The sequence below is a fragment of the Variovorax ginsengisoli genome (genome assembly GCF_030486595.1).
GTDB classification, from domain to species: domain Bacteria; phylum Pseudomonadota; class Gammaproteobacteria; order Burkholderiales; family Burkholderiaceae_C; genus Variovorax; species Variovorax ginsengisoli_B.
This window is the reverse complement of record NZ_JAUJZH010000006.1, coordinates 225,316-237,970: the sequence shown is the minus strand read 5'-3', so window position 1 is coordinate 237,970 and position 12,655 is coordinate 225,316. Positions and strand designations below refer to the sequence as shown.

General features: G+C 66.7%; 10 protein-coding genes and 1 pseudogene. 9 read left to right on the top strand and 2 right to left on the bottom strand.

Annotated features, from left to right (window positions below; translation table 11 throughout):
• Nucleotides 1-16 precede the first annotated feature (16 nt).
• Nucleotides 17-1,159 (bottom strand): VOC family protein, encoded by a 1,143-nt coding sequence (locus QZH52_RS11055; protein WP_301808075.1) that lies wholly within the window; start codon nucleotides 1,157-1,159, stop codon nucleotides 17-19.
• A 164-nt stretch (nucleotides 1,160-1,323) separates the two neighbouring features.
• Here QZH52_RS11055 and QZH52_RS11050 point away from each other — a divergent pair, with 164 nt between their 5' ends.
• From QZH52_RS11050 to QZH52_RS38625, 3 genes are read left to right on the top strand one after another with little or no spacing between them, the layout of a single operon-like run.
• Nucleotides 1,324-2,049, top strand: coding sequence for a TetR/AcrR family transcriptional regulator (locus QZH52_RS11050; RefSeq protein WP_301808072.1), 726 nt, complete (start codon nucleotides 1,324-1,326; stop codon nucleotides 2,047-2,049).
• Nucleotide 2,050: 1 nt separating this feature from the next.
• Nucleotides 2,051-2,707 carry a winged helix-turn-helix domain-containing protein gene (locus QZH52_RS11045; protein ID WP_366919286.1) on the top strand — a complete coding sequence of 219 codons (657 nt, stop codon included), beginning with the start codon at nucleotides 2,051-2,053 and terminating at the stop codon, nucleotides 2,705-2,707.
• Nucleotides 2,708-5,035 (top strand): ATP-binding protein, encoded by a 2,328-nt coding sequence (locus tag QZH52_RS38625; RefSeq protein WP_366919285.1) that lies wholly within the window; start codon nucleotides 2,708-2,710, stop codon nucleotides 5,033-5,035.
• Between the two features lie 273 nt (nucleotides 5,036-5,308).
• On the opposite strand, the gene QZH52_RS11035 is transcribed toward QZH52_RS38625, so the two are convergent.
• Nucleotides 5,309-6,358 carry an AI-2E family transporter gene (locus tag QZH52_RS11035; RefSeq protein WP_301808069.1) on the bottom strand — a complete coding sequence of 350 codons (1,050 nt, stop codon included), beginning with the start codon at nucleotides 6,356-6,358 and terminating at the stop codon, nucleotides 5,309-5,311.
• 201 nt (nucleotides 6,359-6,559) lie between these two features.
• On the opposite strand from QZH52_RS11035, the gene QZH52_RS11030 reads away from it, so the two are divergent.
• The 6 genes and pseudogenes from QZH52_RS11030 (at nucleotide 6,560) to QZH52_RS11005 (ending at nucleotide 12,640) form a co-directional block, all read left to right on the top strand.
• Nucleotides 6,560-6,811 carry a hypothetical protein gene (locus QZH52_RS11030; RefSeq protein ID WP_301808067.1) on the top strand — a complete coding sequence of 84 codons (252 nt, stop codon included), beginning with the start codon at nucleotides 6,560-6,562 and terminating at the stop codon, nucleotides 6,809-6,811.
• 222 nt (nucleotides 6,812-7,033) lie between these two features.
• On the top strand, nucleotides 7,034-8,392 hold the full coding sequence (locus QZH52_RS11025; RefSeq protein WP_301808065.1) for an efflux transporter outer membrane subunit: 1,359 nt from the start codon (nucleotides 7,034-7,036) through the stop codon (nucleotides 8,390-8,392).
• Between the two features lie 28 nt (nucleotides 8,393-8,420).
• Complete coding sequence (locus tag QZH52_RS11020) at nucleotides 8,421-9,554, top strand: efflux RND transporter periplasmic adaptor subunit (RefSeq protein ID WP_301808061.1); 1,134 nt, start codon at nucleotides 8,421-8,423, stop codon at nucleotides 9,552-9,554.
• Nucleotides 9,551-10,027 (top strand): annotated as a pseudogene (locus QZH52_RS11015) (efflux RND transporter permease subunit); the annotation flags it as partial. The gene QZH52_RS11020 and the pseudogene QZH52_RS11015, both read left to right, overlap by 4 nt.
• Nucleotides 10,028-10,115: 88 nt before the next feature.
• On the top strand, nucleotides 10,116-11,723 hold the full coding sequence (locus QZH52_RS11010; protein ID WP_301808057.1) for an efflux RND transporter permease subunit: 1,608 nt from the start codon (nucleotides 10,116-10,118) through the stop codon (nucleotides 11,721-11,723).
• Nucleotides 11,630-12,640 (top strand): efflux RND transporter permease subunit, encoded by a 1,011-nt coding sequence (locus QZH52_RS11005; protein ID WP_301808055.1) that lies wholly within the window; start codon nucleotides 11,630-11,632, stop codon nucleotides 12,638-12,640. The genes QZH52_RS11010 and QZH52_RS11005 overlap by 94 nt, the downstream gene beginning before the upstream one ends.
• Nucleotides 12,641-12,655 lie beyond the last annotated feature (15 nt).

Below are 12,655 nucleotides of genomic sequence, written 5' to 3'. Positions count from 1 at the left end.
TTGGATCGGGGAAGAGTTAGAGCCAAGGGCGCGCGGGTGCATCGAGCGCCGCGCTCAAGAGTTTCAGTCGCTGTGGGCTGATAGCCTTGCGACGCACGAGCTTCAACACGTGAAGAAGGGTCTGGAGGCTCTTCCTCGGCTTCATCGAGGCGGGCGCGTCGGCGCCCCAGGCCCAGATGCCGCCGAATTCGAGCGGCGAGTAGGCGGTCTCGAACTCCGAGGTGAACACGTCGCCGTCCGTGTAGTGTTCGTACTCGAAGCCGTCGGGGTCGGACCAGTAGTCGAATAGTTGACTGCCGAGAAGGTGGCGGCCGATGCCCCACATGTGCCGATGCCCCTGGGCGCTCAGCACCTGCTGGCCCTGTCCGAGCGCATCCAGGTCCAGCACCTCGTAGGCACTGTGTTCGACCTTCTCCTCGATGCCGCCAACGATCACCAGCGTGTGGTGGTCGGCCGGCTGATTGCCCAGATCGAGACGGCAGAACGCAAGACTGGGACTGCCGTCGGCGAGGTACTGCACATCGGTGGGAATCAGCCCAAGCACACTCAGATACCACTCGGCCATGCGCGCAAAGTCAATGGTCTGCAGGACCACGTGCCCGAGCCGCACGACGCGCGCCGGCTCGATGGGCGTGCGCACGGTGCGATTCACGCGGGGCCTGTCTTGTGCCGTGTTCGTGCTCTGCGTGACAGCTTCGCGCAGCGGCCGGGGCTCGACACGCCGCTGATCCTGCAGCAGCCAGACACTGCGGCCGCTCGGGTCGCACAGCTCCACGCCTCGGCCGCCCGCGGGCAGGCGGCAGACGGGCAGCCAGCGCGCGCCCATCTGCTCCACGTAGCGGTGGAGGTCGGTATCGGCCGACATGAGGAACGCAGGGCCGACAAAACGATCCTGGCGACCGGCTTCGGCGATCGCGATACAGGGTGCGGTCCCTGCGCCTCGGGCCACAAGGCGCTGCGGTGTGGAACTGACGATATGGAAGCCGAAGTCGCGCCAGAAGCGTTCCGTCGGCGCCAGCCTGCGCTTTTCCCAGCGCAGGAAGGCCAATTCGATGGCGCGCCCGAGGGCGGGCGGGCGGGGCAGTCGTCGGACATCGGCGGGCAGCCGGCTTTCGGGGGTCGACTCGGGCTGCCGAAGCACTGCGGTGAAGCCTCTCACGGGTCCGTCTCCCTTCTGAACGTGTAGTGGTAGCCGAGCAGGAGCATCTGGACCTTGCTCGACGAGCGGTCCGAAATGGCGCCGCCTGACTATCATAATAACAATGTTGTCATCATGACGAGATTGTCGTTTATACTTAGTCAACCACTGGGCACAATCCATCCATGCAACTGGAAAACCATCGCCATCGCGTCGCGGCAGAGCGACGCGAACGCATGCGCGCACGCCTGCTCGCGAGTGCGATGAGGCTCGTCGCGGAAAAGGGGCCGGCGGCGATGTCGATCGACGATGTGATCTCGGCCGCGGAGGTATCGCGGGGCACGTTCTACAAGTACTTCCCATCGCCCGACGCGTTGGTTCGGGAACTCGCCATAGAGATCGCCAACGAACTGATCCGAATGGCCGAGCCCGTGGTGCAGAGTTATGAGGATCCGGCGGAACGCGTGTCGAGCGGCATTCGACTGGTGGCCAGGCTGGCCCTCGACCACCCGCTGGCGGCCGCATTCCTGATCCGCCTCGGTTGGCCGGACGCGCGTGGCCCGAACATGCTGCTGGATTTCGTGAAGAGAGATCTGACCGAAGGGATCCGGCAGGGTCGATTCATGCACATGCCGATCGCATTGGCCCTCAACATCGTGACGGGTGCCGTGCTCGGCGCGACACATCGCATGCTCGAGCCGGGCTGCGAGAGCGACTTCGCGGAGCAGAGCACCGCCGCGGCATTGCGTGGGCTGGGCCTGGATGCGAAGAGCGCCGAGCGCATCGCCAACAGCGCGCTGAAGCCGGTCGAGATTCTGTCCACGGGTTTGCTTTTCGAGACCTCGATAATCCTGGCGCCCGCCGTTGCGAAGACGACCCGGCGCGTGGTCGGGCGTCGAAAGGTCCGTTGAGATGCTGGCGCGGCTGCCACGACGTGACTTGAATCACCGGACCGTCGATAATTCGTTCCCGACCTCTCGCACGCCCCACGTGGCGCACCAGGTGTCCAACGTGAATCCCGTTCGGATCAGCTTCGATGACTTCGTTCTTGACCAAGCGAACGCCTGGCTGCTGCGCGATGGAAAGGCGTTAGCACTCGCGCCGACGCCGTTCAACCTGCTGTGCGCACTGGCGCGCCAGCCGGGCGTGCTGCTGACGAAAGACGCGTTGCTGGATGCGGTGTGGGGCCACCAGTTCGTCAGCGACTCGGTGCTCAAGACCGCCATCAGCGACCTGCGCATGGTCCTCGGCGACAACCCGCGCGAGCCGCGCTTCATCGAGACCGTGTCGCGGCGCGGCTACCGCTTCATTGCGGCGCCTGCCGCCGCGCTCCCGGCGCTCCCGGCGGCGCCTGGTGTCGCGAGCAGCGTGGTGGAGGGCCCCCAGCCGTCGCCGTCGTTCGTCGGCCGCGCGGACGCGATCGCCCGGCTGCAGCAGGCGTGGGACCAAGCCTGCGGCGGGAAGCGCGCAGTGGTCTGGGTTGCGGGCGAGCCGGGAATCGGCAAGACCGCGCTCATCGAACACTTCATCGCTGGTCTCGGCGGCATTGCCTGCGCGCGGGGGCAGTGAGTGGAGCACTACGGCACAGGCGAGCCATACCTGCCGGTGCTGGAAGCGCTGGCAGAGTTGTGTCGCGGCGACCGCACGCTGCCGGGGCTGCTGCGTACCGTGGCGCCGACCTGGCTTCTGCAGCTGCCATGGTTAAGTACGACAGAGGAAAGAGACGCGCTGCGCCGCGAACTCGCTGGTGTGGGCCCAGACCGCATGCTGCGTGAGATTGCTGAGTTGCTGGATCGCTATACCGAGCAACGTCCGCTTCTGCTTATCACGGAAGACCTGCACTGGAGCGACCGGGCAACCATCCAATTGATCGACTACCTGGCGCGCCGACGCGCGAGCGCGCGCTTCATGTGGCTATCGAGCTTCCGCTTGGCGGAGGTGATCGCCCTGGACCACCCACTCAACCCGCTGCGGCGCGAGCTGCGCCTACACCGCTTGTGCGACGAGGTGGTGCTTGATCCGTTTTCGGAGATCGAGGTTTCTGACTACATCGCCCAACGCTCCGCGTCCCTCGCGCGCGATGAGGCATTCGTGCGCGCACTGCACGAGCGCACGGACGGCGTGCCGCTGTTCGTCGCGTCGATCACCGCCGATGTGATGGATCGCGCGACGGACGACGCAACCGTGGGAGCGCGGCTCGCGTCGGTGGCGGTGCCGGAGAATCTGGCGGCCATCATCGACCACCACATCGCTACGTTGGCTGGCGAGTCGCGGACCCTGCTTGCGGCGGCGGCAGTGTGCGGGGTCGAGTTTCGCGTTCACACGGTGGCACTCGCCCTGGAGTGGGACGTCGCATCGGTGGCCAATGCTTGCGAGGAACTGGTACGTGAGCACGTGTGGCTTGCGGCGCCGCGCGCAGGCGGTGACGTCGAAATGGCCGATTTGCCCTATGCGTTCCGACATGCGTTGTTTCGCCAACTCCTGTATGAGCGCACTGTGCCCTCGGCCCGCACGCAACTGCACCGCAAGGTCGGTGCGGCCCTCGAACGGGAGCGTGCGGCCGGCGTGCCGGTGGCCGCCGCCGAATTGGCCATGCACTTCGAACGCGGGCGGCAGTCGATGACGGCACTGCGCTACTACGCCGAGGCGGCGGAAGCCGCGCTGCTGCACTTCAGCCCGTCTTCCTGCATGAGCCTGACCGAGCGCGCCTCGGCTCTGCTTCAGCAGGCGCCGGAGGGGGAAGAGTGCAACGCACTCGAGATCGCGATCGCCACGCTGCACGGCGTGGCGGCCTTTCAATCGCTCGGCGTCGGCAGCGAAACAAGGAATGCCTTCGAACGCGCGTATGCGCTGCTGCAGGGCCAGTCCGATCACGCGATGCGCGGACTGCTGCTGCACGGGTTTGGCTACGCGCTGAGCCTGCGCGGCGAGTATGCGCTGGCGCTGGAGGTGGCGCATCGCGCCGAGGAGCTCGCGTCCGCATCGGACGATCCGGTGCTGATGCTGGCCGCGTGCATCGTGTTCGGCGAAGTGCACCAAGTACAGGGCCGACCGCAGGAAGCGCTCGCATGGATCGAACGCGGCCTGCCGATCGCCGAGCGGCTCGACCTGTCTGCAAGTGAGATCTTCGTTGCCGATCCGCAGGTAACGCTGCTTGGAATGCTGGCTATCGAGTTCGCGCACCGTGGACTGCTCGAGCAGGCCCGCGCGCATGTGCAACGCTCGCACGACCGGGCGCGCGACTTGCGGCAGCCGATGACGCAGCTCGTTGCCACTTGGCATGAGGCGCTGCTCGAGGTCCGTCTGGGCGACTCCGGACGGGTTGCGGTCCTCGCCGACGAAATGCAGGGGCTGGTCGACGAATTCGCCTTGGCGCAAGGGCAGACTGCATGCCGCTGGTACCGTGGCTGGGCTCAGGCCTTGAATGGAGCGCCGCTCGAGGGGCATCGCCTGATCCTGGAGGCCTGCGAAAAGAATGCCCGCCTCGGCATGCGTTCCGGCGTCACCGAGGTGTTGGGCTACGCGGCGCAGGCCCTTCTGCTGGCTGGCGACATTGATGCTGCCCGAATCCAACTCCAGGAAGCCCTGCAGGTTGCAGACGAGTTGGTCGAGCGGGTGTACTTGCCGCAACTGTGGCTGCTTGAGGCAGAAATCGCCCGTGCACAAGGTCGCACCGATGCGGGAGCCGCTTCCGCTCGACGCGCGATCGAGGAGGCGCAGGCGCAGGGGGCACCCTGGCTCGAACTGCTCGCGCTCGTCGACCACTGCGAGCACCACGAGGCGACGGCCGCGGAGCGCAGCGCCCTCGCTGCGCTCATCGACCGGTTGCCCGAAGCGGGCGACACGGCGCAGGTTCGACGCGCGCGGGCGATCCTGCTTGCCATGAACCCAGCCTGACCGATCTCACGCCGCGTGCCTCGGCGATCGAGGAGTACCGGCAGCATCCCGCCATTGCATCCGCGGCAATTTCTTGGCCCGCCGGCTTTCAAGATTTCGGAAGTACCAATCCAAGTTTTTGACCAGGATGAGTAGGACGGCAACCAGGCGTACTCTCCGTGAGTACTACGGGCGGCTGCTGACACGTGATTCCGGGGTACCCTGCGGCACCTTGTCCATTTCCATCTGGAGCGGCGCAGCACGTGCCCCCCGCGGTTAGCGTGCATCGCCCTGCTATCGCAACGCAGGGCCGACCTGGCGCACCCGCTCATCCCACAGTTCCCATGCCAGCGTCAGCACCACAGGGCCAATCACGACCCCGGTCAGGCCGAGCACGCCCAAGCCGCCGATGCATCCCATCAAAACCCAGACGAACGGCAACTGCATCCCGCCGCCCGCCACCATGGGGCGCACCGCCTTGTCGCCCGTGATCAGCACCGCGCAACCCAGCAGCAGCGAGATCATTGCCGTCGTCGGCCCTCCCTCTAACGCGATTTGTATCGCCATCGCGGCCACCGCGCCATAGCCGAGGAACGGCACGGCGGCCAACGAACCTGTGATCGCGGCCCAGAGCAGCGCGCGCGGCGCACCGGCAATTGTGTACGCCAGAGCTATTGCAAGGCCGTCGAACAAAGCCACGACCAGCATGCTGCTCACCGAAGCGCGCACCGCTCGCGTGGCGATGTCGACATACCGTTCGGCGTGATCACCCACGGCCTCGCGCAGCCACCGGCCCAACGCGAGCTGGAGTGACGCGCCTTCTCGATAGAGGAAAGCCAGCAGCAGAATCGCGAACCCGACGATCAGCGCATGCCGGGCGGTGAACTGCCCCAGGGCCTGCGTCCAGCCAAGAAGTGCCGAGGGATCGGTGCGTTGCGTCAGCATCAGCAGCGCCCCTGGGCCCGGGAGTTGGCTTTGCCAGCGCGCGGCCAGCCAGGGCCCCATGACGGGCGCGTTTGCCAGCCAATCGGGCACGCCGAGCCCGCGGCTGTCGGCGGCCGCGAGGCCCAGGAGCAGGGCGTGCGCCTCGCTCAGCAGTGCCCAGCAGGCGAAGAGCATGGGCGCCAGCACCAATAGCGTGATCGCGCCGGTGAATATCGCGGCGCTTGCGCTGTTGCCAACCCGACTCGGCAGGCGGCTCCTGAAGGCGGCATAGAGCGGCCAGCTTGCGATCGCGGTCATGCAGGCGGCCAGCAGGGCCTCGATGAAGTCATGCACGATCCAGACGGACAAGACAACGATGGCGGCGGCGAGCAGCCGCCCGGGTGTGAGCTTCAGATTCATGTGCCTGGGCTCCGCGGGTGCGGGCAGATGTGATGGGAAGTGATGCTAGAGACGCTAGCCGCCGCAGTCGTCAGCGACAGGTCGGGATTCCGTCGCGTTTGCATGCGAACGCAACAGCGACCGTTTGTCGACCTTTCGCTGACGACTCGATTCGGGCATGGCCCTACGCTGACGCCGAACTCCTCCTGTCCAGAAGCTGCCATGGTGCTGAACCCCGAATCCAAGTTCCCGAACCGCCGGGCCTACGTGTTGAAACTGCGCAGCGACGCTACGCCCGAGGCGTTCGCGGGCCGCCTCGAAAACCTTGTTACCGGGCGCCAACTCGAATTCGCCAGCGCCGGCGAGCTGCTGCATTCCCTCGCCAGCGAACTCGCGGCCGGGGCCACCGAACGCCCGGCGGATGACTCGCCCGCAGTGATCGCGCCGCCGCATGGCGACCGAACGCCGACCTGACGCTGACGACTTCGAGCGCATCGCGCTCTACGCTACCCCCTCGAATCCAAGACGAGTCCATCCCGATGTCACCTCCATCCGCACTTTCGCCGATCCACAAGGCCAAGCAGAAGCTCCCCGAGCGGGCCGATCGGCCGGCCGGCCTCTTCGTCGCGGCGGCGCTGGCCGCATCGATCATCTTGTTGTTCACCGTCGACGCCGGCCGAGCATCCGAGCATCGACGTGCCGCCCCAGTTCGCCGCGAGCAAGCCCTCCGACGTCGAGCCCGAGGCCGCCTGGTGGGAAACCTTTCACGACCCGGTACTGACTGACCTGGTGCGGCGCGCCGAGCGTGAGAACCGCGACGTCAAGATCGCCGCAGAGCGTCTGCGAGCCGCGCGTTCCGGCGTGACGGTCAGCCGGTCCTTCCTGATGCCCAGCGTCAGCGCCGTCGGCTCGGGGAGCGATCGCAGCAGCGGCTACAGCGACGCCGTGAAGAAGTTGCAGCCGGACATCAAGAGCGGCAGCGCCGGCCTCGACGTCGCGTGGGAGATCGACTTGAGCGGTCGCCTGCGTGCGGGTGCGGCCGCGGCCGCGGCGGACGCGCTGGCGGTGGAAGACGGCTTGCGCGGCGTGCGCCTGCTGGTGATGACCGACGTCGCGAGCAATTACTTCACGCTGGTGGGGGCGCAGCACCAGCTCGACACCCTGCGCGCGATCTCGACCGCCCGGGACGAGACCCTGCGCCTGGTGAAGGCGCGCCAGCGCGCCGGCCTGGCGACACCGTTCGACGTGGAGCGCGCGCAAACCGAAGCCGAAACAGCGCGCGCCCAGATCCCACCGCTGGAGACAGTCGCGGCAGTCACGCGTCATCGCATTGCAGTACTGATTGGCGAGCAGGCCTTCAATGCCGCGCAGGTCGAGCCTTGGCGCGGCGAAGTGGCAGTGCCCCAGGCTCAGCCGGGACAGCCCGCCGCGCTGCTGCAACGCCGGCCCGACGTTCTCGCCCTGATGGCGCAACTGGATGCGGCCAACGCTCGCCGCCAGGAGGCCGCGGCCGAATGGTTTCCGCGGCTGTTTCTCGACGCGTCGTTCGGCCGCCAGCACACGGCGCTGAACGGCATCGGTCTGGGCGCCGCACGCTACACCAACGTGGCGGCCCTGCTCGCGATGCCGATCTTCAATGCGGGCCGCACAAAGGCCCTGAATGAAATCGCCGAGAGCGGCCAGCGTGAAGCGCTGCTGCGCGCCGAGGATGGCATGGTGCGCGCGCTGGAGGACGTGGAGAACGCCCTGGTCGCGCTCTCTTCGGAACGGCAGCGCTCGCAGTCGCTGCAGAGCGCGGCCGCTTCTGCGGAATCGGCCCTCGGGCGCGCCCAATCGCTCTACGACCGCGGTCAGATCGACCTGCTGCCGCTTCTGGATGCGCAGCGCTCGCGTCTGGCAGTGAGTTTGAGCGCCAACGACAGCAACACCCAGCTGCTGCTCGACAGCGTGCAACTCTACAAGGCGCTGGGCGGGGGCTGGCAGGTGTTCGAGCCCGCCGCACAGCCCACAGCGCAAACCACTTCCGCCGACCCCACCCCGGCGTCGCATTCCTGAATCCCGTCGCTTTCCACGAGGTACTGTCTTGAAGAACTCTCTTTCCGTGGCCGGCGCTTTGGCCGTTGCCGCTTTACTTTCCGCATGCAGCCCTGACAAGCCGCAAACCGAAGCGCCCCGACCGGTGCGCACTGCCGATGTCCGCTATGACGCGGCCCGCGAAGCCAATCGCTACGCGGGTACCGTGCAGTCACGCTACGAAGTCGATCAGGCCTTCCGTGTAGGCGGCAAAGTCGCTCAGCGCAAGGTCGACGTTGGTCAGATCGTGCACGAAGGCGACATCCTCGCGGTGCTGGACGACAGTGACTACAGACTGGCGGAGGAGGCCGCGCGGCAGCAATGGTCGGCTGCCGTCGCGCAGGCCCGCCAAGCCGAATCGGATCGCAAGCGCCTGGGTTCGCTGAAAGCCGACGGCTCGGTCAGCGTGGCCGACGACGAGCGTTCCCATAGCGGTGCGGAAACGGCGCAGGCTGCCGAAGGGGCGCAGGCGCGTCAGCTCGAACTCGCCCGCAACCGCCTGAAGTACACCGTGCTGCGCGCCTCGCGCAGCGGCGTGGTCACGGCGGTGCGCATCGAGGTGGGCCAGGTGGTCGCAGAAGGACTGCCGGTGGTCGCGATCGCCGATCCCGGCACACCGGAAATCGTCATCGACGTACCCGAGGACCAGGTGGCGGCATTCAAGTCGGCGCACTTCAAGGCCTCGCTGGCGAGCGCGCCCGCCGAGTCCTTCGAGGTCTCGTTGCGCGAGGTTTCGCCGCAGGCGTCCGCGCAGACACGCACTTACCGCGCCCGGCTGAAGCCGATCAACGCGCGGCCCCTGCCGCTGGGTGCGACCGCCACGCTGGTGACCGACCGGGTGGTTTCGGACGTGCAGTCTGCCGCGATTCCCGCCACAGCGCTCACGCAGGCGAACGGCCATCCGGCGGTCTGGATGGTCAAGCGCGCAGGCCAGGAGCCGGTGGGCACCGTGGACCTGATGCCTGTGGCCGTGCTCGGCTATCGCAACGATCTCGCGCTGGTCTCCGGCCTGCCGGCCGGGGGACTGGTCGTCACCGCGGGGGTGCAAAAGATGGCGCCCGGATTGAAGGTCGCGCTGGCCGATGCGGCGCTCGCTGAAGCCAAGATCAAGCCGGCCGACACGACACAGCAGGCCGTCCAATGAACAAGTTCAACCTCACCGAATGGGCGCTCGGGCATCGCGCCGTGGTGCTCTTCCTGATCATCGTGGTCGCTATCGCGGGTGTCTTCAGCTTCTCGAAGCTCGGCCAGCTCGAGGACCCCAAGTTCTCCGTGCCGTCGATGACGGCGACGGTGATCTGGCCCGGCGCGAGCGCACAGCAGATCCAGGATGAGCTCCTGAACCGCATCGAGAAGAAGTTCGAGCAGCTCGACCACTTCGAGAAGGTCGTCACCTTTGCGCGCCAGGGCTACGGCGGCATGACGATCACCGTGAAGGGCGGCACTTCGCACAAGGACCAGCAGGAAGCCTGGTACCAGGCGCGCAAGAAGTTCTCCGACCTCAAGCTCGAGCTGCCCGAGGGCGTCGTCGGCCCGATCTTCAATGACGAGTTCGGCGATGTCTACTCCCTGCTCTATGCCGTCAAGGGTGACGGCATCGGACACGCGGAGCTGTCCGACATCACCGAGGACGTCAAGCGCCGCCTGCTCAAGGCGCCGTACGTCAAAGGTCGACCTCCTGGGCAAGCAGGACCAGAAGGTGTACGTGGAATTCTCCAACCAGCGCCTGGCCGCGCTCGGCATCTCGCCGCTCGCGATCGCAGAGAGCCTGAAGAGCCAGAACGCCATGATGCCCGGCGGCTCCGTCGACACGAAGGACGATCGCGTATTCGTGCGCGTGAGCGGCCAGTTCACGAATCTGGACGACATCCGCAACGTGCCGGTCTCCGCGGGGGGCCGGACGATCAAGCTCGGCGACATCGCGACCGTGACGCGCGGCTTCCAGGACCCGCCGACCTACACCATCCGCCACAACGGCCAGGACGTGCTGATGGTCGGCATCGTGATGGCCGACGACGGCAATGTCGTCGAGCTCGGCAAGGCCGTGGAAGAGGCGGTCGCGAAGGTGCAATCGGAACTACCGTACGGCGTAGAGCTGGAACGCGTCGCCGACCAGCCCACCACCGTGAAGGATTCCGTGTGGGAGTTCGAGCGCTCGCTGATGGAAGCGCTCGTCATCGTGATGGCGGTGAGCTTGCTGAGCCTGGGTTTCCGCACCGGCCTCATCGTCGCCATCTCGGTGCCGCTGGTGCTCGGCGTGGTCGCCATGGTGATGCTCGCCATGGGCTGGAACCTTGAGCGCATATCGCTCGGCTCGCTCATCATCGCGCTCGGTCTGCTGGTGGACGACGCGATCATCGCGATCGAGATGATGGTAGTGAAGATGGAAGGAGGGTGGGACCGCGCGAAGGCAGCCGCCTTCTCCTATTCCGCTACCGCCATGCCCCGCCTGTCGGGCGCCCTCATCACGGTGGCGGGCTTCATGCCGATCGGCTTCGCCCGCTCCACCACCGCCGAATACGCGGGCGGCATTTTCTGGATCGTGGGCATTGCCGTCGTGTTCTCCTGGCTCTGCTCGGGCATGATCGTGCCTTACCTCGCGGTGAAGATGCTGCCGAAGGACTTGGGCAAGCACCATCACGGCGACCCCTACGCCACGCCCTTCTACCGCAAGCTGCGCGGCTGGATCGACTTCGCGCTGCAGAAGCGTTGGCTGATCATCGCCGTGACGGGGGGCGCCCTGGTGCTCGCGCTGGCCGGCATGAAGTTCGTTCCGCAACAGTTCTTTCCGAACAGCGAGCGCCCCGAACTGATCGTCGACCTGCGCTTGAAGGAAGGCTCGTCGTTCCAGGCAGCGACCGAACAGGTCAAGCGCATGGAAGCGGTCCTGAAGAAGGACGAGGAGGTGCGCTTTTTCACCGCCTATACAGGCGCCGGCGCGCCGCGCTTCTATCTCGCGCTGTCGCCCGAGCTGCCCAATCCCGGATACGCCCAGTTCATCGTGATGACGAAGGACATGGAAGCGCGCGAACGTGTGCGGTTGCGGCTGATGGCCACGGTTGACAAGGACTTCCCGCAGGCCTGGGTGCGCGTGACCCGCCTCGAGATGGGTCCCTCGGTGGGCTATCCGGTGCAGTTCCGCGTGGTCGGCCCCGACACGCAGAAGAGATCGCCCGCCAGGTGGAACAGGTCGTGTCCTCGAGCCCGAAGGTGCGTGACGTGCAGCTCGACTGGAACGACCCGGTCCGCACGCTCAAGGTGGACCTCGACCAGGACAAGGCCCGTGCGCTGGGCCTTACCCCCGCCGATGTGAATCTCGTCACGCAGAGCGTGATGAACGGTGCGACCCTGTCGCAGCTGCGCGAGCATGAGAACCTGGTGGACATCGTCGCGCGTGCCGTGCCGCAAGAGCGCCTCGACCTGGACACGCTGAAGGACGTGAACGTCTATACGCGCGCCGGCACCGTCGTGCCGCTGTCCGAAGTGGCGAAGGTGAAGTACGAGCTCGAAGAGCCCGTGCTGTGGCGGCGCAACCGCGACATGGCCATAACCGTGCGTGCCGACGTCAAGGACGGCGAGCAGGCCGTGTCGGTGACGAAGGAGATCGAGCCGCTGCTCAAGGACATCGAGGCGAAGCTTCCCGCCGGCTACCGTGTCGACACGGGCGGCGCCGTGGAAGAAAGCGAAAAGGCAAACAAGGCCCTCGCCGCCGTGGCTCCGGTGATGGTGCTCACCATTCTGCTGATCCTCATGCTCCAGCTGCAGGACTTCTCGAAGATGGCGACGGTGTTCCTCACCGCGCCGCTCGGCCTGATCGGCGTGGTCGCAGCCCTTCTGGCGTTCCGCGCCCCGCTCGGCTTCGTGGCGATCCTGGGCATCATCGCGCTCGGCGGCATGATCATGCGCAATTCGGTGATCCTGATCGACCAGGTGCGCATTGAGATGGAAGAGGGCCGCGACGCCTGGAATGCCATCGTCGATGCCGCCCTGCACCGGACGCGCCCCGTCGTGCTGACGGCTGCTGCCACCGTGCTCGCGATGCTCCCCCTCACGCGGAGCGTGTTCTGGGGCCCGATGGCTCTCGCGATCATGGGTGGCCTGACCGTCGCCACGGTGCTGACCATCTTCTTCGTGCCCGCCCTGTACGCCGCGTGGTTCAAGGTCGGCCGCGCGCCGGCCGGCAGCACCGACGCGGCTCCCGGTCACGTGGTGGTGGCTTCCTTGAAATGACCTCCACGAAGGAAC